Source organism: Noviherbaspirillum sp. L7-7A (assembly GCF_019052805.1).
Taxonomy (GTDB): domain Bacteria; phylum Pseudomonadota; class Gammaproteobacteria; order Burkholderiales; family Burkholderiaceae_D; genus Noviherbaspirillum_A.
The window spans coordinates 2,301,204-2,320,718 of the sequence record NZ_JAHQRJ010000001.1; the positions used below are offsets into that span (position 1 = coordinate 2,301,204).

14 protein-coding genes are annotated in these 19,515 nt (G+C 65.9%); 1 reads left to right on the forward strand and 13 read right to left on the reverse strand.

All coding sequences use genetic code 11. The features are described from left to right. Positions 1–8: 8 nt before the first annotated feature. The 8 genes from KTQ42_RS10485 to KTQ42_RS10520 all read right to left on the reverse strand — a co-directional run bounded on the left by KTQ42_RS10485 (position 9) and on the right by KTQ42_RS10520 (position 13,570). Positions 9–6,035, reverse strand: a complete 6,027-nt coding sequence (locus tag KTQ42_RS10485; protein ID WP_217345447.1) for a cadherin domain-containing protein — start codon at positions 6,033–6,035, stop codon at positions 9–11. Between the two features lie 143 nt (positions 6,036–6,178). Further along, on the reverse strand, positions 6,179–7,570 hold the full coding sequence (locus KTQ42_RS10490) for an HlyD family type I secretion periplasmic adaptor subunit (RefSeq protein WP_217345448.1): 1,392 nt from the start codon (positions 7,568–7,570) through the stop codon (positions 6,179–6,181). Beyond that, positions 7,557–9,665 carry a type I secretion system permease/ATPase gene (locus tag KTQ42_RS10495; protein WP_217346907.1) on the reverse strand — a complete coding sequence of 703 codons (2,109 nt, stop codon included), beginning with the start codon at positions 9,663–9,665 and terminating at the stop codon, positions 7,557–7,559. Before KTQ42_RS10495 ends, KTQ42_RS10490 begins: the two co-directional genes overlap by 14 nt. 186 nt (positions 9,666–9,851) lie before the next feature. After that, positions 9,852–10,097 carry a hypothetical protein gene (locus KTQ42_RS10500; RefSeq protein ID WP_217345449.1) on the reverse strand — a complete coding sequence of 82 codons (246 nt, stop codon included), beginning with the start codon at positions 10,095–10,097 and terminating at the stop codon, positions 9,852–9,854. 207 nt (positions 10,098–10,304) lie between these two features. Further along, complete coding sequence (locus KTQ42_RS10505) at positions 10,305–12,113, reverse strand: chorismate-binding protein (RefSeq protein WP_217345450.1); 1,809 nt, start codon at positions 12,111–12,113, stop codon at positions 10,305–10,307. Positions 12,114–12,124: 11 nt separating this feature from the next. Next, positions 12,125–12,694, reverse strand: coding sequence for a dCTP deaminase (gene dcd / locus KTQ42_RS10510; RefSeq protein ID WP_194715837.1), 570 nt, complete (start codon positions 12,692–12,694; stop codon positions 12,125–12,127). Positions 12,695–12,788: 94 nt separating this feature from the next. Beyond that, on the reverse strand, positions 12,789–13,073 hold the full coding sequence (locus tag KTQ42_RS10515; protein ID WP_349292135.1) for a hypothetical protein: 285 nt from the start codon (positions 13,071–13,073) through the stop codon (positions 12,789–12,791). 2 nt (positions 13,074–13,075) lie between these two features. After that, complete coding sequence (locus KTQ42_RS10520; RefSeq protein ID WP_217345452.1) at positions 13,076–13,570, reverse strand: hypothetical protein; 495 nt, start codon at positions 13,568–13,570, stop codon at positions 13,076–13,078. Positions 13,571–13,965: 395 nt separating this feature from the next. Here KTQ42_RS10520 and KTQ42_RS10525 point away from each other — a divergent pair, with 395 nt between their 5' ends. Continuing rightward, a complete protein-coding gene (locus KTQ42_RS10525; protein WP_217345453.1) occupies positions 13,966–14,808 on the forward strand; it encodes a hypothetical protein in 843 nt (280 codons plus the stop codon). 309 nt (positions 14,809–15,117) lie between these two features. Here KTQ42_RS10525 and KTQ42_RS10530 read toward each other — a convergent pair whose 3' ends face one another. The 5 genes from KTQ42_RS10530 to KTQ42_RS10550 form a co-directional block, all read right to left on the reverse strand. Then, a complete protein-coding gene (locus KTQ42_RS10530; RefSeq protein ID WP_217345454.1) occupies positions 15,118–15,411 on the reverse strand; it encodes a hypothetical protein in 294 nt (97 codons plus the stop codon). Then, positions 15,408–15,659 carry a MoaD/ThiS family protein gene (locus KTQ42_RS10535; RefSeq protein WP_217345455.1) on the reverse strand — a complete coding sequence of 84 codons (252 nt, stop codon included), beginning with the start codon at positions 15,657–15,659 and terminating at the stop codon, positions 15,408–15,410. The genes KTQ42_RS10530 and KTQ42_RS10535 overlap by 4 nt, the downstream gene beginning before the upstream one ends. Before the next feature lie 9 nt (positions 15,660–15,668). After that, the gene (locus KTQ42_RS10540; protein WP_217345456.1) at positions 15,669–16,928 is read right to left on the reverse strand and encodes an FAD-dependent oxidoreductase; all 1,260 of its coding nucleotides are present in this window, start codon (positions 16,926–16,928) and stop codon (positions 15,669–15,671) included. Positions 16,929–17,005: 77 nt separating this feature from the next. Continuing rightward, on the reverse strand, positions 17,006–18,853 hold the full coding sequence (locus KTQ42_RS10545; RefSeq protein ID WP_217345457.1) for an aldehyde ferredoxin oxidoreductase family protein: 1,848 nt from the start codon (positions 18,851–18,853) through the stop codon (positions 17,006–17,008). Positions 18,854–18,873: 20 nt separating this feature from the next. Further along, positions 18,874–19,359, reverse strand: coding sequence for a 4Fe-4S dicluster domain-containing protein (locus KTQ42_RS10550; RefSeq protein ID WP_217345458.1), 486 nt, complete (start codon positions 19,357–19,359; stop codon positions 18,874–18,876). Positions 19,360–19,515 lie beyond the last annotated feature (156 nt).

The following is a 19,515-nucleotide window of genomic DNA, read 5'->3' on the forward strand; positions in this document are numbered from 1 at the left end:
CGCTGCATTCACAGCACGTAATTGGCGGTGTCGGACTGCAGGAGCAGCGTGCCGTTCAGCGTAGCCAGCGTCACGAAACTGTTGGCGCCGCCGGTGCTGTCGACCCGCACCACCGTATTGGCTCCCGAGGATGTATCGAACTGCAGATAGCCGCCGGTGAAGGCATTGGTGCCGTTGAAGCCGGTGAAGGTGAGCAGCAGGTCATGCAGGTTCAGGGAGTCGACGCCATTCGTGCCGGTCTTGCTGAAGCCGGTGATGATGTCGCCGGTGGTACCGCGATCGCTCAGCGTGTTGTAGTCATGGACATCATTGCCCAGCCCGCCGGTCAGCGTATCGTTGCCGGCGCCGCCGGTGAGGATGTCATTGCCCGCGCCACCCACCAGGATGTCATTGCCGGCACCGCCATTGAGCACGTCGTTGCCGGCGCCGCCGGTGAGATTGTCATTGCCGGCGCCGCCGCTCAGGGTATAGACGGTGCCGGTGTCGGTCTCGGCCGAGGCGTTCACGGTGAGGCTGTTGGCGCTGCCCAGGCCGAAGCCTTCCACGCTGGCCTGCTGGGTACCGGCCAGCATCGCGTTGTTCAGCGTCAGGCTGTAGTTGTTGCCGCCCTGCGCCACGATGACCTCGACACCAGCCAGGGTGGTGGCGCCAAAGGTCAGGCCGGCGCTGTAGTCGCCGCTCAGGTACAGCGTGTCGACGCCGGCGCCGCCATTGAACTGGTCGGCCGCGGTCATTGCCGCGCCGGCGAATACCGAGTCGCGCCCGGCATTGCCGGTAACGATGTCGTTGCCGCCGAAGCTGATGTCGAAATAATCCGACCAGGCGCCGCCTGTGAGCACGTCATTGCCGGCGCCGCCGTTGATGGTATAGGACGACTCCGTCTCGGCGCTGGCATTGATGGTCATGGTATTGGCCGCGCCCAGGGCCGATCCATCGACGGTGACGGTGGTTGCCACTGCGTTGGCGTCGTTGAAAGTCAGGCTGTAGCTGTTGCCGGCGCTTAGCGTGACCTCTTCCACATTGAGCAGGGTAGTTGCGGCCAGCGTGACGCCTGCCGTGTAGTCGCCGTTGAGCACCAGAGTGTCGGTTTCCACCGTGTCATCGGCCGGCGAGCCGCCATCGACGCGGTCGGTGGCAGTAAAGGCGGCGCCGGCAAGGATAGTGTCGCTGCCGGCGCCTGCGGTTACCGTGTCGTTGCCGCCGGCGCTGATATCGAAGATGTCGGCGCCGGCGGTGCCGTTCAGGATGTCGTTGCCAGCGGTGCCGGCAATGGGTTCCACCACCACATTGGTCACCGTCACCGCGACTGCCTGCGTGGCATTCAGCGCGCCGTCGCTGGCCTGCACGGTGACGTTATAGACATTGTTGGCGCCGACATCGGTCGGGGCTTCAAAATCGGGCGCAGTCAAGAAGCGCAGCGCGCCGCTGCTGGCATCAATGGCGAAACGGGCGGCATCGGCGCCGCCGGCGATGCTGTAGGTCAGCGCCGGGCTGTCGGCATCGGTGGCGGCGATGGTGGCGACGGTGGTGCTGTTCTCGGCCACGCTGTAGGCCGCGTTTGGCGAGGAAAATACCGGCGCCGCACCGGTCGGATTCTCGTTGACGTCGGTGACGGTGACGGCAACGGCTTGCGTGGTGTTGAGCGTGCCGTCGCTGGCGCGCACGGTGACGTTGTAGATGTTGTCGGCACCAATGTCGGCCGGCGCCTCGAAGTTGGGCGCGGCCGCAAAGCTCAGTGCGCCGGTGGTGGCATTGATGTTGAACAGCGCCGCATCGCCATCCGCCACGAGGCTGTAGGTCAGCGCCTGCCCTTCCGGATCGGTCGCCGCTACCGCGCCCACCGCCGTGCCGTTCTCGGGCATGCTGAAAGCCTGCGGCGAGGTGAATGCCGGCGCTTCATTGACATTGGTCACCGTCACTGCAATCGCCTGCGTGGCGTTCAACGTGCCGTCGCTGGCCTGCACCGTGAAGTTATAGACATTGTTGGCGCCAATATCCGCCGGCGCCTCGAAGTTGGGCGCTGCCGCAAAACTGAGTGCGCCTGTCGTGGCATTGATCGTGAACAGCGCCGCATCGCCGCCTGCAACAAGGCTGTAGGTCACGGCCTGGCTCTCGGCATCGGTCGCCGCCACCGTGCCGACCGCCGTGCCGTTCTCCGCCACCGTGTATGCAGCTGGCGACGTGAAGGTCGGCGCGGTGTTGCTGCCCGCCGGGCTGCCGCCGATCACGCCGATGAAGTCGGTCGCCACCGGCGCCAGCGCCTGGGTGTTGCGCAGCTCGATCATCAGTTCCGGCGGCGGCTGGCCGTCTCCGCCGGCATCCACGTAGATGAAGGTGCTGGTGCCCGACTTGGCATACCACACCGTGTTGCTGTTGCCCGCCTGCCCGCCCCAGGCCAGGTCGGTCGGGCCCAGCAGGGCCGACAGGTCGATACGGTCCGTGCCCTGGGTGAAGTCGGTGATCACGTCCCAGGTCCGCGTTACCGTGGCATCCGGCGGCGTTTGCCAGTTGGTATTGGGCGCGGACTCGGTCGTGGTCTGGTACACGAAGAGGTCGCTGCCGCCACCGCCGGTAAGGGTGTCGGCACCGCCCGCGCCGGTGAAGGTGTCGTTGCCGCCGGCGCCCACCAGCGTGTTGGCATTGGCGTCGCCGGTCAGCACTTCATTGACCACATTCGTCACCGTCACTGCGACGGCCTGCGTGGCGTTCAGCGCGCCGTCGCTGGCCTGCACCGTGACGTTGTAGACATTGTCGGCGCCCGCATCGGCGGCCGCCTCGAAGTCCGGCGCGGTCACGAAACGCAATGCGCCGGTAGTGGCGTTGATGGCGAAGCGGGCGGCATCGGCGCCGCCGGCGATGCTGTAGGTCAGCGTCGGGCTGTCGGCATCGGTGGCGGTGATGGTGGCGACGGTGGTGCTGTTCTCGGCCACGTTGTAGGCCGCAGTGGGTGAGGAGAACACTGGTGCCGCGCCGGTCGGATTCTCGTTCACGTCGGTGACAGTGACGGCAACGGCCTGCGTGGTGTTCAACGTGCCGTCGCTGGCGCGCACCGTGACGTTGTAGATGTTGTCGGCGCCAATGTCAGCCGGCGCCTCGAAGTTGGGCGCGGCCGCAAAGCTCAATGCGCCTGTCGTGGCATTGATGTTGAACAGCGCCGCATCGCCGCCCGCCACGAGGCTGTAGGTCAGTGCCTGCCCTTCCGGATCGGTCGCCGCTACCGTGCCCACCGCCGTGCCGTTCTCGGCCATGCTGAAGGCAGCTGGCGAAGTGAACCCCGGCGCCTCGTTGACGTTGGTCACCGTGACTGCAATCGCCTGCGTGGCGTTCAGGGTGCCGTCGCTGGCTTGTACGGTGACGTTATAGACATTGTTGGCACCGACATCCGCCGGCGCCTCGAAATTCGGCGCGGTCACGAAGCGCAGTGCGCCGCTGCTGGCGTCAATGGCGAAGCGGGCCGCATCATCGCCGCCGGCAATGCTGTAAGTCAGCGTCGGACTATCGGCGTCAGTGGCGGTGATGGTGGCGACGGTGGTGCTGTTCTCGGCCACGCTGTAGGCCGCGTTTGGCGAGGAAAATACCGGCGCCGCACCGGTCGGATTCTCGTTGACGTCGGTGACGGTGACGGCAACGGCTTGCGTGGTGTTGAGCGTGCCGTCGCTGGCGCGCACGGTGACGTTGTAGATGTTGTCGGCACCAATGTCGGCCGGCGCCTCGAAGTTGGGCGCGGCCGCAAAGCTCAGTGCGCCGGTGGTGGCATTGATGTTGAACAGCGCCGCATCGCCATCCGCCACGAGGCTGTAGGTCAGCGCCTGCCCTTCCGGATCGGTCGCCGCTACCGCGCCCACCGCCGTGCCGTTCTCGGGCATGCTGAAAGCCTGCGGCGAGGTGAATGCCGGCGCTTCATTGACATTGGTCACCGTCACTGCAATCGCCTGCGTGGCGTTCAACGTGCCGTCGCTGGCCTGCACCGTGAAGTTATAGACATTGTTGGCGCCAATATCCGCCGGCGCCTCGAAGTTGGGCGCTGCCGCAAAACTGAGTGCGCCTGTCGTGGCATTGATCGTGAACAGCGCCGCATCGCCGCCTGCAACAAGGCTGTAGGTCACGGCCTGGCTCTCGGCATCGGTCGCCGCCACCGTGCCGACCGCCGTGCCGTTCTCCGCCACCGTGTATGCAGCTGGCGACGTGAAGGTCGGCGCGGTGTTGCTGCCCGCCGGGCTGCCGCCGATCACGCCGATGAAGTCGGTCGCCACCGGCGCCAGCGCCTGGGTGTTGCGCAGCTCGATCATCAGTTCCGGCGGCGGCTGGCCGTCTCCGCCGGCATCCACGTAGATGAAGGTGCTGGTGCCCGACTTGGCATACCACACCGTGTTGCTGTTGCCCGCCTGCCCGCCCCAGGCCAGGTCGGTCGGGCCCAGCAGGGCCGACAGGTCGATACGGTCCGTGCCCTGGGTGAAGTCGGTGATCACGTCCCAGGTCCGCGTTACCGTGGCATCCGGCGGCGTTTGCCAGTTGGTATTGGGCGCGGACTCGGTCGTGGTCTGGTACACGAAGAGGTCGCTGCCGCCACCGCCGGTAAGGGTGTCGGCACCGCCCGCGCCGGTGAAGGTGTCGTTGCCGCCGGCGCCCACCAGCGTGTTGGCATTGGCGTCGCCGGTCAGCACTTCATTGACCACATTCGTCACCGTCACTGCGACGGCCTGCGTGGCGTTCAGCGCGCCGTCGCTGGCCTGCACCGTGACGTTGTAGACATTGTCGGCGCCCGCATCGGCGGCCGCCTCGAAGTCCGGCGCGGTCACGAAACGCAATGCGCCGGTAGTGGCGTTGATGGCGAAGCGGGCGGCATCGGCGCCGCCGGCGATGCTGTAGGTCAGCGTCGGGCTGTCGGCATCGGTGGCGGTGATGGTGGCGACGGTGGTGCTGTTCTCGGCCACGTTGTAGGCCGCAGTGGGTGAGGAGAACACTGGTGCCGCGCCGGTCGGATTCTCGTTCACGTCGGTGACGGTGACGGCAACGGCCTGCGTGGTGTTCAACGTGCCGTCGCTGGCGCGCACCGTGACGTTGTAGATGTTGTCGGCGCCAATGTCGGCCGGCGCCTCGAAGTTGGGCGCGGCCGCAAAGCTCAGTGCGCCGGTGGTGGCATTGATGTTGAACAGCGCCGCATCGCCGCCCGCCACGAGGCTGTAGGTCAGTGCCTGCCCTTCCGGATCGGTCGCCGCCACCGCGCCCACCGCCGTGCCGTTCTCGGGCATGCTGAAAGCCTGCGGCGAGGTGAATGCCGGCGCTTCATTGACATTGGTCACCGTCACTGCAATCGCCTGCGTGGCGTTCAACGTGCCGTCGCTGGCCTGCACCGTGAGGTTATAGACGTTGTTGGCGCCAATATCCGCCGGTGCCTCGAAGTTGGGCACTGCCGCAAAACTGAGCGCGCCTGTCGTGGCATTGATCGTGAACAGCGCCGCATCGCCGCCTGCAACAAGGCTGTAGGTCAAAGCCTGGCTCTCGGCATCGGTGGCCGCCACCGTGCCGACCGCCGTGCCGTTCTCCGCCACGTTGAAGGCACTGGATGAAGTGAATGCCGGCGCGGTGTTGGGCGGCGCCGCCACCCCCAGAAAATCGCTGGCGGTGAGCACTGTGCCGCTGGCCATGTTCTGCAGGTCGATCCGCATTTCAGCCGTTGCCGGCGCGCCATTGGTATCGACGAAAACCGAGATCGTCGTGCCGTTGACGGTGTACCAGACGCCGTTGGCGGTGGGCGTGGTGCCGCCCCACAACAGGTCAGTCGTGCCCAGCAGTGCAGTCAGGTCGATGCGGTCGGCGCCGCGGGTGAAGTCGGTGATCAGGTCCCAGTTGCCGCTGGCCGGCGAATCGGTGACAGCCAGGTAGACGAAGGTGTCGTTGCCCGCGCCGCCGGTCAGGGTGTCGCGGCCGCCGTTGCCGCGCAGTGTGTCATTGCCGTTGCGCCCGCTGATGGTGTCGGCAGTGGTGGTGCCGACCAGGTTGTCCGCACCATTGGTGCCGTTGATGGTAGCCATGCTGAAATCCCCGCAAACTTCCACCCCGCGGGCAGGCCGCCGGATGCTTTCACAATCTTCTGACGCTAAAGCATCGGCGCAAACCAATGACGATATGGATCAAGCGCGCTGCCGCCAGGTTTGGCGCCGATCAGAGAGACGCGCTAGCGTTCGCGCAACATGCCGTCCCTGACCTTCACGATCGGCTTGAGCAGGTAGTGCAATACCGTCTTGCGCCCGGTGCGGATGTCCACGCTGGCGACCATGCCGGGCATGATGGACAGTGCCGCGCTGGCGCCGGTGGGCGTGCTGCCGCGGGTGCGCACCTGCACCGGGTAATAGCTTTCCGCGCGCTCGCCCGGCCGTTCCGGCATGACCGTGTCGGCGCCGATATGCTCCAGCGTGCCGGGAAAGCCGCCATAGATCGTGAAGTCGTAGGCGCTGAGCTTGACCGTGGCCTCCTGTCCGACCCGCAGGAAGGCGATGTCGGCTGGCCGCACCCGCGCCTCGACCAGCAGCGTGTCCTCGCGCGGCACGATTTCCATCAGGTCCATGCCGGGCTGGATCACGCCGCCCACGGTATGCACCTTGAGCTGCTTGACCACGCCGGCCACCGGCGCCCTGACCTCGGTGCGGCGCAGCCGGTCTTCCAGCTCGGTGTTGGCCGCGGCCAGCGCCTGCTGCTCGGCGCGCGCCAGGCTGAGTTCCTTCATCGCATCGGCGCGAAAGCGCGATGCCAGTTCATCGACCTTCTCGCGCGCCTCGCGCAGGGCCGCTTCCAGGCGCGGCAGCGCCAGGCGGGCGGCGTCGAGCTCGCCCTGGATATCGTTGGCCTGGCGCTCCAGGCGCACCGCGTCGAGCTGGGTGATGTAGCCCTGATTGGCCATGGGCCGCACCATGCCCAGTTCGCGGGTCACCAGCGCATGGCTTTGCTGCAGCTGCTGCTGGCGCGCGCGCTTCTCGGCCAGTTCCTGTTCGCGCTGCCCCAGCTGCTGGCGCAGCACAGCAAGATTGGCGCGCAGCGCCTGCTGCCGGCTGGCATACAGGGAGGACTCTTGCGCCACCAGCGCCGGATGGCTGGCGGCAAGCTGCACGGGCGCGCTGAACGCCAGGCCGTTGGCTTCGGCCGACAGGCGGGCAATGCGCGCCAGCAGCGCCCGGTCCTTGGCCCTGCCCTCTTCCGACTGCGACGCAAAGCGCACCTTGTCGATGCGCAGCAGCGGCTGTTCCCTGGCCACGCTGTCGCCCTCCTTCACCAGCACCTCGGCGATGATGCCGCCTTCCAGGTTCTGCACCAGCTGCACACGCGACGACGGGATCACCTTGCCCTCGGCTACCGTGAATTCATCCACTTTCGCCACGGCCGCCCAGGCCAGCGCCACCAGCCAGAACAGGAGGCCAAGCCAGAACGCCCAGCGGGTGATGCGGCGCGGGCCATGCGCCAGCATGCCGGCCACGCCATGCAGATAGTCGGCATCATTGACCGGCTCGGGCAGCGTTGCCGTCACCGGTTCCCAGCCCGACACCGGGCGCGCCTTCTGTTCAGCGCGCGACATGGATCTTGCCCGCCGCCAGCGCGGCCAGGACGGCGTCGCGCGGCCCGTCGGCCACCAGGCGGCCCTGGTCCATCACCAGCACCCGGTCGACCAATGACAGCAGCGAGCCGCGGTGCGACACCAGCACCAGGGTGCGCCCCGCCAGTTGCGCGCCCAGCCGTTCCTTGAATAGCTGCTCGGAGCGCGCATCCATCGCGCTGCTGGGCTCGTCGAGCAGCAGGACGGGCGGCGCCAGCAATTCGGCGCGGGCAATCGCGATCGCCTGGCGCTGGCCGCCAGACAGATTGACGCCGCGCTCGCCCACCTGCTGGTCATAGCCCTCGGCCGACGCCGCGACGAAGTCGGCCACGCCGCCGATGGCGGCCGCGCGCAGCATGGCCTCCTCGTCCACGCCGCTTTCGCCAAGCACGATGTTGTCGCGGATGCTGCCGTAAAATAGGTTGATGTCCTGCGGCACATGGCCGATCTGGCGCCGCAGCAGCGCCGGGTCGAGCTGGCGCACGTCGGTGCCATCGACCAGCACCGCGCCGGCGTCCGGCGCATACAGGCCCATCACCAGCTTCTCGACCGTGGTCTTGCCCGAACCGATGCGGCCGATGATGGCCACACGCTCGCCGGCGGCGATGCGCAGCGACACGCCGGCCAGCGCCTCGGCCTGCTGGCCGGGATAGGCAAAGCGCACATTGCGCAGTTCGATCTCGCCGCGGATAGCCCCGCGCTGCAGGAACTGGCGGCCGGCCTCATGCTCCACCGGCAGCGCCATCACCTTGCCGGTGGCATAGAGCGCGTTGCGCGCCTGGTGATAGCGGGTCAGCAGCGTGGCCAGTTGCGACCATGGCGCCAGCGCCCGTCCGGCCAGGATGGTGCAGGCGATCAGGCCGCCCAGCGTCAGCCTGTCCTCCGCAATCCGGAGCGCGCCGCAGACAATCACGAGCAGATACGCCACCTGCTGTGCAAACTGCGCGAAATTGACTGCGCAGGCTGACAGCAGCCTGGCCCGCAGGCCCATCCTCGCCAGCTGGCTGACCAGGGTTTCCCAGCGCCGCTGCAGCATGCCCTGGGCGCCGGCCGCCTTGATGGCTTCGAGGCCGACCAGGCTTTCCACCAGCACGGCCTGGCGCTGCGCGGCGAGGCGGCTGCTGCTCGCCACCAGCCGCGCCAGCGGCAATTGCAGCAGCAGGCCGACGCCGACAATGACCGGAATGGCCAGCACCGGTATCCAGCCCAGGCTGCCGCCGACCCAGAACATCGCTGCCAGGAACAGCGCGACAAACGGCAGGTCCACCAGTGCGGCCATGGTGGCGGAGGTGGCGAAGTCGCGCACGCTTTCGAATTCCTGCAGGTTGTTGGCGAAGGCGCCCGCCGACGGCGGCCGGGCCGCCATCTTCATGTCCAGCACCCGCTGGAACACCTGCGAGGAAAGCTGCAGGTCAATGCGGCGGCCGGCGATGTCGATGAAATAGCCGCGCAGCATGCGCATGCCGAAGTCGAACGCCAGCACGATGGCCATGCCCGCGGAGAGCGCCCACAGCGTGGCCTCGGCCTGGTTGGGCACCACCCGGTCATACACATTCATCGAGTAGAGCGGCATGCACAGCGCGAACAGGTTGATCATCAATGAGGCCGCCAGCACTTCGCCATAGAGCGGCCACAGCGGCAGCACCGCGTCGCGCAGCCACTGCGCGCGGGCCGGCGGCGCGCTGGCGTGGCTGCGGGCGTCGGCCGACACCAGCGGCCGGGCGAGGATCACGACGCCGGCATGCCGTTGCCGCAGCAGCGCAAGCGGCATCTCCACGGCGCCTTCCAGCGGCAGGATAAGGTGCGCGCTGTCGCCTTCGAGGCGGGTCAGCACGCAGGCATCGCGGCCATCGAGCAGCAGCACCACGGGCAGCATGCCGGCGCTGACCTGGTCCAGCGGCCGGCGCGACAGCGCCGCATCCAGGCCGAAGCGGCGCGCGGCGCGCACCAACAGTTCCGGCGTCAGGCGTCCGTCCACCAGGGGCAGGCCGGCCAGCACCGCCGCCGCGCTGATCGGGCGTTCATGCAGCCGCGCCAGTGCCAGCAGGCAGGCCAGCAAGGGGTCGTCATGCGCCATCGCGGACGCGGCGACCTGCCAGTCTGGCTCTGGCAGGCTGGCATTCTCGGCGCTGTCGGCGTGATTCAGGGCATCGGCATGGGGCATGGCACCAGCTGGAAAAGTCGTTGCCCTACCCTAACGGCAGGTTGGGATGGCGACCTTGAGATTGCACAAGCGGCAGGTTGCGTCCCGGCGTTCAGGACCTCAGGCCCGTTCAGGCAGGTCCAGGGAGCCGGTCACGCTGAGCTTTTTCACCACGAGTTCCTCGATTTCCAGGCGGCGGATGCGGGCCTTGTTGACCGACAGCGCGCCGATGGCGAGGGCGCCGATGGCCAATGCCCCGATCGCCAGCGCGCCGGCGGCCGCGGCGCCGAGCGCCAGGCTTCCCGCTGCCTGAACGCCCGTGGCGCGCAGCGGAGCATGAAGACGTGAACGGGTAATGGGAGGCATGACGGTTCCTTTGCAGTGTGATGCGAAAGAGGAGGGACGCCGCCAATGATAGCGTCCGGCGGCGCGGCAGGCATGATATGGCGCCGTCTTGCAATGGTCGTACGGTGGAATGCCCCGAAGGGGCATTCCACGTCGCCAACCCTGTCGATGCGCGGCCTTCGCCGCTTTGCCACCAAGTGCCGTGCAATGCCCCTCGGGTATTGCACCCTACGCGTCCTCGCTTACAACCCGCGCCCGCAGCGCACCGCGCAATGCGTTGCATACCAACACCTGCTCGGCACGCCGCAGGTCCGCCATGCTTAAACGCGCCTCGCGCGCCCCCCAGGCTGGATCATCCAGCAACACGCCGCGCATCACGCCGGGCAGCACGCCGGCCGTCAGCGGCGGCGTCAGCCAATGGCCATCCAGCAGGAGGAACACATTGCTGCGTCCGCCTTCGGTCAGCTCGCCCCTTTCGTTGTGGAACAGCATGTCGAATGCGCCCTGCTCCTGGGCTGTGCGCCAGGCCTGGTCGTAGCGCTCGCGCAGGCTGGTCTTGTGGCGCAGGAACAGGGCGTCGGAAGCGGTAGGCTGCGGCGCCAGCAGCACCTTCACCGGCTGCGGCCAGGGCGCCAGCGGGCTGGCCGCCAGCGTCGCTTCGCCAGCAAAGGACAGCACCAGCTTCAGCGCATGCTCGCCCTCGCCGAGCCCGGCGCAGGCGGCGGCAATCTTCGCCCGCAGTGCCTGCCCGTCCCAGCCGAAGCCGAAATAGCGGGCAGAAGCAGCCAGCCGGGCCAGGTGCCGTTCCAGATGGCGGCAGCCATCATCACGGGTTGCATGCATGGTTTCGAACAGGGTGAATTCCTGCGGCAGGCCAGTCAGGAAGCGCGCCTTCTGCAGGCACTCCTGATATTCGTCCCCGGCCACGCTGTCATGCACGATGCCCGCGCCCACGCCCAGCACGCCGGCGCGCACGCCGCCCTGGGGCGCGTCCAGCGCCAGGGTGCGGATCGGCACCGACAGGCAGAAGTCGCCGGACGCATCGAGCCAGCCGATCGCGCCGGTATAGATGCCACGCGGCGTGTCTTCCAGTTCGCGGATGATCTGCATGGCGCGCCGCTTCGGCGCCCCGGTGACCGAGCCGCAGGGATACAGCGCCGACAGAATTTGCGCAAAGCCGGCATCGGCGCGCCGCGTGGCGCTGACGGTGGAGGTCATCTGCAGCACCGCGCCATAGCGGTCGACCTGGAACAGCGCCGGCACCTTCACCGAGCCGGTCTCGGCCACCTGCCCGAAGTCGTTGCGAAGCAGGTCGACGATCATCAGGTTCTCGGCCCGGGTTTTGGTATCGGCCTGCATCTGCGCTGCGGTGACGGCGTCCAGCGCGGCGTCGCCGGCGGCCGGCGCGGTGCCCTTCATCGGCTGCGCGGTGAGTGTGCGGCCTTCCTGCCGCATGAACAGTTCAGGCGACAGCGACAGCACGGCGGCGCCGTCGGGCAGCAGCGCCAGCGCGCCGTAAGGCACCGGCTGGCGCGCGCGCAGGCGCCGATACAGGGCGGCGGGCTCGCCCCAGGCATCGAAATGGAAGCGCCAGGTATGGTTGATCTGGTAGGCGTCGCCCGCTTCCAGCCAGGCATGGATGCGGCCGATGGCGGCGGCGAAATGCTGCGCGTCCTCAGCTGCCTTCAATGCGGCGATGCCGGCCGGCGCGTCGCCGGCCTGCGCGGCCAGCCAGTCGTCGGCCTCCTGGCGCGACAGCCTGCGGCACTGTGCAAACAGCAGCGCCCGCGCAGCCGGCCGCTGCGCCGCTTCGGGCCGGGCGGCAATGCCGTGCAGCCCGGCGCCCAGCTCGTAATCGCAGAGCAGCACGGCGAAGCGGCCGCCTTCCAGCGCCTGCCGGACCTGTGCCACCCAGGCGTTCAGGCCGGCGGCGTCGGCGCATTCCAGGGTCTCGCGATAGCCGCTATACAGGCGCGAGACCGGCGCCTGTTCGCTGGCATTGCAGTCGTCCAGCAGGACCCAGCATTCCTGCTGCATGGTAGTGTGGCTCAGGTCTTGGGCAGGGTCACGCCGCGCTGCCCCTGGTACTTGCCGCCGCGGTCGCGGTAGGAGGTCTCGCAGACTTCATCGCTTTCGAAGAACAGCACCTGGGCGCAGCCCTCGCCGGCATAGATCTTGGCCGGCAGCGGCGTGGTGTTGGAAAACTCCAGCGTCACGTAGCCTTCCCATTCCGGCTCGAAGGGCGTGACGTTGACGATGATGCCGCAGCGGGCATAGGTCGACTTGCCCAGGCAGATGGTGAGCACGCTGCGCGGAATGCGGAAGTATTCGATGGTGCGGGCCAGCGCGAAGGAATTCGGCGGAATGATGCAGACGTCGCTCTTGATGTCGACGAAGGAGTTCTCGTCGAAATTCTTGGGGTCGACGATGGTGCTGTTGATGTTGGTGAAGATCTTGAATTCGTCGGCGCAGCGGATGTCGTAGCCATACGAAGACGTGCCGTAGGACACGATCTTCTGACCATTGGCCGCGGTGCGCACCTGGCCCGGCTCGAAGGGTTCGATCATGCCGTGCTGTTCGGCCATGCGGCGTATCCACTTGTCGGATTTGATGGTCATGTGCGTGCTATCTGGAAGGAAAGGGAATAGCGCGCGATTTTACGCGAAAAGCGGCGGCGGGCGGATGCGCGGCGGATGGCACCCGCCGCATCCATCATTCGTCGATATCTGCCCTGGCCGCCATGTTCCGCCAGAAGTCGCGGCGGGCGGCATCCCTGGTCGCACCCAGCTCTGCGCCGTACATCCTCGCAAGACAGTAGCAGGCGAACATGCCTCCCTGCCCGGCCGCTTGCTCCAGCCAGGAGGGCGCCTTCGCAAAATCCTGCGGCACGCCCTCACTCTTCAGATACATTTCACCAAGCAGGCAAGCGGCGACACGACGTCCGTCCTGTGCGGCGGAAGAGAGCCAAGTGAAAGCCTGATCCAGGGCTTGGGGCACAATCAGGTCATCCAGGTAAGCATCCCCAACCTGAATCGCGCTTCAGTATGACCCTGGGCAGCGGCTTTTTCGCAGAGCGGGATTGCCATTCTTGCTTCATATTTGATGTCGAGCGAAAACGTGTCTTCCCAGTCTTCTTCGCTGTTGCCATAAACGGAATCAAGATCTTCATGCAACAGTCCCGCGCAGAACTGGGCATGGGCATTGCCTGACGCCGCAGCCTGCTGGTAATGGTCGAAAGCCTGGCGGAGGAGCTTGTTGGCGATCGCGCCGCTGGGATCGTCATACATTTCATCGCAGCGTGCCTCGGCAACGGCATGGTCCATATGGGAAGAAACGAGCAGGTATCCGGATATCGGTTTTTCCCAATTTTGCTCGGCAACCGTGCGTTTGCGAGCATGCACGCCACCGCCCATGAAGCCATCGAGATGCACGCCGGCCCTTTCCGCTGGCGTGGACGATGCGCCGGCACCAGGCTCCCTATCCCCGTTGCTCATGCCGGGCTCCGCACTGGGATGCGGTGATTGTCGGAGGCTGACTGACGCCGCGGCATGTGCTCATTAGCTGCGCACCGGAAATACGAGCCGCGGTTGAAGGTTCCATCAGGAAGTCCTTCGGAAAATTGACTGGAGTTTGGATTGCTTGACGCGTTGCCGATCAAAGGACAGTGTTGGCTTAACCGTTGATCTGGCTTGAACCAATACAAGTAATGAAAAGGTTAGCCCGGTTCCTGCAGCAATCATCAGTTGTCGGCCCGGCTTGCCGTCCGCGCCTTGTCCTTGCCTGGACCTGGTGCAGGTTGGCAGACGATAGTGCCATAGCAGGCAGCAGGATTGAACTATGATTCGCGCCCCGGTACTGACGGCACCCCAACAACATCATGGAGCAACTTATGCAACCGATGACCAGCAGTACGCCCATAAGCTATTCCGCTCTGCCCATCGTCTCTACAAGCAGGATCTGCGAGCATGTCGCCGCGAGCGGCTCCGCTCCCATCGTCCGCGTGCGCAGCGTGAACCAGGACTTTTTCCAGGCGTCGCGCATTCCTCTGGCGAACGCAGTCATCATGGAACTGAAGGCAGTCATTTCGAAAAACTTCCCGGACCCAAAAGCCAGGCTGGGCGCGTTTAAAAAATATCTAAGCTACGTACAAAGCACGAACGGCCTGCCTGACAGATTCCGCTACGCTGCCCTCAAGGAGCTATGCCGGATCGTCAACACCCTTCCAAACGACTATCTTGCTGGCGGATGGCAGGACATAGCGGCGCAATTCAATGCTGAACCCGAGGCCATGCGGCTGGCACTGAGAGCGGACATGAATAAGGTCAAGGCCCGCCTGGATTTTTACGGCGACGGTGGCATCAAATTTGAATTCAAAACGGTTGCCGAGGCACTCCTTGAAGTGCTGAAGGCCGCCGATTACAAAAAATTTCCGAAGGAAGAAGACAGGCTGCTCTCGTTTAGAAGAGGTCTGCACTGCGTGAAAACAGCGACCGGGCTGCCTGACCAATTACGCGAAGCGATCCTCAAAGAGCTATGCCGCATCGTCAACACCCTGCCCAACACATTTTTCCATGCCGGCTGGCGGGACATGGTGGCGCAATTCAATGCCGAATCCGAAGTTATGCGTACGGCACTGAAGCCGGACATGAATAAGGCCTGGGAACGCGTGGAGTTGTACGGCGATGGCGGCACGCCATTTCATTTTGATAAGCCTCTGCAACGGGGCTCATGAGAAATCGGGCGCGGGCTGATGCTTCGATGAACCGCATGGCATTGCACCATGGGTCAATCAGGGAAAACGGCCGACAATGGCATTCCGGTTTGCGACCACCGTGCAATGCCCTTCGGGTATTGCACCCTACAAAAGCCGTTGCATCGTTGAATGCGCCGTGGCAGTGATCCTTGGGTCGGACAAGGCGCCGCTTTCGCACCGTGCGATACCCCGCAGGGGCATTGCACGGTGCACGCGTAACAAACAACTTCAGCCTGTACTACCTGACGCCCCCGCTCCGGCCTCGTGGAGGCTCGAAGGCTGCATCGCCTAGCCTCCCCCGCGCCGGGTGTAATGATCGAAATACTTCAGAAACGCCGACCACTGCGCCTCCTCCATCGAGACGAACCGGAATCGCACGCCCAGCACCGGCAGCGTGATGCTGGCGATGCGCCGCGGCGGCAGTTCGCTGAGGGCAATCTCCACCGTGCCCTGGTCCGACAGCACCGTATGCAGGTCGCCATTGCTGATGATGGGCGCGTTGCGGGTTGCGCCGGGCAGCCAGCGCAGGAATTCATCCCGGGTGCAGCCCATCTCCCGGTACAGTTCGTGGTCGGCCGTCATCCACCCGCAACCGGCGGCCAGATCGCCAGCGCGTCGCCGGCTTCCAGCGTACGCGCCATGCGCTGCGACGGCTCGACATAGACGCCGTTGACCAGCACCAGATGCACCAGTTTCTTCGGCAGGTTGAATCGCTCGATCAGGTCGCCGATGGTGGTGGCCGGATCGATGTCGAGTTCCACCGCGTTATGGCGCTGCCCCGCCGGCAGGTAGTCCGACAGGGTCGCATACAGCTTGAAGGTGATCCTCATGCCACGGACTCAACTTGCATGCCGCCACACTTCCTGCCGCTGGGCGCAGGCGATATAGGCTTCCATCAGCCGCGTCGGATCTTCCTTCAGCCTTTCCTTCCAGGCGCCCAGCCTGACCTTCTGCGAGATCAGGCCGCGCAGCACGCCGGCATGCTGGGTATGGCCGACCGCATTGGAGCCGATCAGCCGGTCGCCCTCGAACTCCAGGCGCAGGAAGCGGAACGCCGGCACGTCGATCAGTTCGGCATGCTCGCCGCCGGGCACGCCGTCCCAGCGTCCGAACGAGGTGGAGATCAGGCCCAGGGTGTCAAGCACATTGATCTGCGGCACATCGGTCATGCGCAGCGCGCGCCCGACCATGTTCATGCCGGCGCAGCGGCCCTGCTCGGCGGCATTGGGCTGGATGGCCGATACCACGGTGTGGCCGGTGGCCTGGTCGAATGCCTCGGCGCAGTCGCCGGCGGCATAGATGCCGGGCACGCTGGACTGCATGGTGGCGTCCACCAGGATGCCGTCCTTGCAATGGATGCCGCTGTCCCTGGCAATGCCGATCTGCGGCTTGACGCCCGTGGCGGAAATGATCAGGTCGGCTTCCACCACCTCGCCGCTGGAAAGGGTCACCCGCAGCGGCGTGCCCGGCTCGATGGCGTTGACCCGTGTCGATGTGTAAACCTTGATGCCCTTGTGCTGGCACCAGGCCTTGATCATGTTGCCGGCGCCGGCGCCCATCATGCGCGGCACCATGCGGTCGCCCATTTCGATCACGGACAGATCCACGCCGCGCGCGGCCAGCGCTTCCATGATGATGCAGCCGATGAAGCCGGCGCCCATCTGCACCACCCGCGCGCCGGGTTGGGCCAGCTGCATGATGCGGCGCGCGTCTTCCATGGTCCAGCAGGTGTGCACGCCGGGGCTGTCCATGCCCGGAATCGGCGGCGCCACCGGCGACGAGCCGGTGGCCAGCAGCAGCCTGTCGTAGGCGAGGCCGCGGCCGTCGGCCAGGTGGACGATGTTGGCCGCGGTGTCGATGCTTTTGGCGCGGCCGTGTTCCAGCCGGATGCCGCGGCTGCTGAAATGCTGCGGGTCCTTGCGCAGGTAGGTGCCCTGCTCGGTAATGTTGCCCATCAGCAGATAGGGAATGGCCATGCGGGAATAGCTTGGTTCGGGCTCGTCGCCCAGCAGCACGACCTGGTCCTGCGGCGCATGGCCGACGATGGTCTCGGCGGCGATCACGCCAGCCGGACCGTTGCCTATGATCAGATGTTTCATGATGGTTTCCGGTAAGCAGGCAAGGCGGTGCGCCGGCGCATTGCCGGCGGCGCACCGCCCTGCATGAAAGACGTGGCCTACAGCGCCAGGCGGCTGCGGGTTTCCTCGGTCAGCTGGCCTTCCGCATTCCAGCCGCGGATGCGGTAGTACTCCGGCAGCATCTTGTCGAGGCCATTGACCAGGCCCTTGGCCGGGCCGGTCTGGGCGGCTTCGGTCAGCAGGCGCTTGGGCAGCGTGTCGTCGAGGTTGGTGAAGCCGGCGCGGTTGTTGAAGTCGCGCTCCATGTTCCAGATGCGCTCGCCGATCTCGCCCAGCTTTTCCATCGTGAACGACTCGTCGCAGGCGGCATGCAGCTGCGGCTGCAGGTCGGCCAGGGTCCAGGCGAAGGTGGTGAAGACGCACACGCCGGCCGAGTCGAACACCGCGGTGGCGTCCTGGAAGGCCTTGACCAGCTCGGCCTTGCCCTCGGTGACCAGCGGATCGGTCTTGACCGGTATGCCCAGCACTTCCGAAGCCACGGTGTAGCCGCGCAGGTGGCAGGCGCCGCGGTTGGACGTGGCATAGGCCAGGCCCATGCCCTGGATGCCGCGCGAGTCGTAGGCCGGGAATTCCTGGCCCTTGACCGACATCGACAGGTCCGGATAACCGTACTTCGCGGTCAGGCGCTTGGAACCCTGCCCGATTTCCACGCCGAAGCCCTCGCCCCTGGCGGTGATTTCGACGAAATGGGTCAGCGCCTCGGCACTGCCGAACTTCGCATCAATGCCCAGTTGCTCCGCGGTCAGCACGCCCATTTCATACAGCTCCATCACCGCGCCGACGGTGGCGCCGAAGGAGATCGGGTCCATGCCCTGCTCGTTGCAGATGAAGTTGGCATAGGTCAGCGCTTCGAGATCGTTGACGCCATTGGCCGAACCCAGCGCCCAGGCCGCTTCGTATTCCAGGCCGCCGGAAGCGCCCCAGTACTGCGGCTTGTTCTGCACCGTGAAGTGGTTCTCGTCGATCTTGGAAATGCGGCCGCAGGCGATGGTGCAGCCGAAGCAGGCCTGGTTGGTCACCAGGTTCTTCTTGCCGTCGGTGGGGCGCGGGGTGTGCATGGCCTCGCCGGAAATGTCCTTGGCGCCTTCGAACTGCACCTCGCGGTGATTGCGGGTGGGCATGGCGCCCATCTCGTTGATCACGTTCATCAGCACCTGGGTGCCATAGGTTGGCAGGCCCTGGCCGGTGACGGCATTGTCGGCCAGGACCTTCTTGGCGGCGACGGTGGCCTTCATGAAGGCGCGCGGATCGCGGATATTGCCCACGCCCTTCTTGCCGCGCACGGCGATGGCCTTCAGGTTCTTGCTGCCCATCACGGTGCCCACGCCGGAGCGGCCGGCGGCCCGGTGCAGGTCGTTGACCACCGCGGCATACAGGCAGCCGGTCTCGCCGGCGCGGCCGATGGTGGATACGCGGATCAGCGGGTCCTGGTGGCGGGTCTTGATCGCCGGCTCGGTTTCCCAGACCGACTTGCCCCACAGCCAGGAAGCATCCAGCAGCTCGGCATGGTCATCGGTGATCGACAGGTAGACCGGGCTGGCGGCGCGGCCTTCGAAGATGATCATGTCCCAGCCGGCCATCTTCAGTTCGGCGCCGAAATAGCCGCCCGAATTCGAGCAGGCGATGGCGCCGGTCAGCGCGCCCTTGGTGATCACGGAATACCGGCCGCCCGTGGAGGCCATGGTGCCGGTCAGCGGGCCGGTGGCCCAGATGATCTTGTTCTCGGCCGACAGCGGCGCAACAGTCGGGTCGACTTCATCGACAAAATATTTGGTTGCCAGGCCGCGCTGGCCCAGGTATTCCTTGGCCCATTCCATCTTCAGCGGTTCGGCCACACAGGTGCCGGCCGTCAGGTTGACACGCAGTATTTTTCCAGTCCACGACATGATGTGCTCTCCTCGCTGATTCAGGCCGCGGGTGCGGTAGCGTTGCTGTTGCCGAGCTTGTCGGCCCACTGGCGCATGCGGTCCAGGCCGGTCCAGTCAGCGTCGACATAGGTGATGGCGCCGGTCGGGCAGGCATCGGCGCAGGCCGGGTCGCCGCCGCACAGGTCGCACTTGTGGACCTTGCCGGTGTCCTGCACATAGTTCACGGTGCCGAACGGGCAGGCGATGGTGCAGACCTTGCAGCCAACGCAGATATCCTGGAACACCAGCTTGGCGCCAGTGGAGAGGTCGAGCTTGATGGCGTCCACCGGGCAGGCATGCAGGCACCAGGCTTCGGCGCACTGGGTGCAGGTGTAAGGCACTTTCTTGCCGGTGTCATGGAATTCGAACACCTTGATGACGGACTTGGACGGGTTGAACATCCCGTAATGCTCGTAGCTGCAAGCCATTTCGCATTGCAGGCAGCCGGTGCATTTCTCCGGCTCGATATGTAGCGACTTTTGCACTCTGGTCTCCTCCTGGTGGAAGCTTCGCTGCGATGCGCCGCGCAGGGCAAGGCGGGCAAGCGACGGCGCGCTTTGGGCAAAACGCAGAGTGATGTGCAAAAAGCAAGCCAGGCCAGGGCGACAGACTTATGCAGCCTTGTTCATACGCAAAACCGG

Coding starts and splice junctions, on each gene's coding strand:
- KTQ42_RS10525 (WP_217345453.1), top strand. CDS start 13,966: ATGCAACCGATGACCAGCAGTACGCCCATAAGCTATTCCGCTCTGCCC.
- KTQ42_RS10495 (WP_217346907.1), bottom strand. CDS start 9,665: ATGGCGCATGACGACCCCTTGCTGGCCTGCCTGCTGGCACTGGCGCGG.
- KTQ42_RS10540 (WP_217345456.1), bottom strand. CDS start 16,928: ATGAAACATCTGATCATAGGCAACGGTCCGGCTGGCGTGATCGCCGCC.
- KTQ42_RS10500 (WP_217345449.1), bottom strand. CDS start 10,097: ATGCCTCCCATTACCCGTTCACGTCTTCATGCTCCGCTGCGCGCCACG.
- KTQ42_RS10485 (WP_217345447.1), bottom strand. CDS start 6,035: ATGGCTACCATCAACGGCACCAATGGTGCGGACAACCTGGTCGGCACC.
- KTQ42_RS10530 (WP_217345454.1), bottom strand. CDS start 15,411: ATGACGGCCGACCACGAACTGTACCGGGAGATGGGCTGCACCCGGGAT.
- KTQ42_RS10520 (WP_217345452.1), bottom strand. CDS start 13,570: ATGAGCAACGGGGATAGGGAGCCTGGTGCCGGCGCATCGTCCACGCCA.
- KTQ42_RS10545 (WP_217345457.1), bottom strand. CDS start 18,853: ATGTCGTGGACTGGAAAAATACTGCGTGTCAACCTGACGGCCGGCACC.
- KTQ42_RS10505 (WP_217345450.1), bottom strand. CDS start 12,113: ATGCAGCAGGAATGCTGGGTCCTGCTGGACGACTGCAATGCCAGCGAA.
- KTQ42_RS10535 (WP_217345455.1), bottom strand. CDS start 15,659: ATGAGGATCACCTTCAAGCTGTATGCGACCCTGTCGGACTACCTGCCG.
- KTQ42_RS10490 (WP_217345448.1), bottom strand. CDS start 7,570: ATGTCGCGCGCTGAACAGAAGGCGCGCCCGGTGTCGGGCTGGGAACCG.
- dcd (WP_194715837.1), bottom strand. CDS start 12,694: ATGACCATCAAATCCGACAAGTGGATACGCCGCATGGCCGAACAGCAC.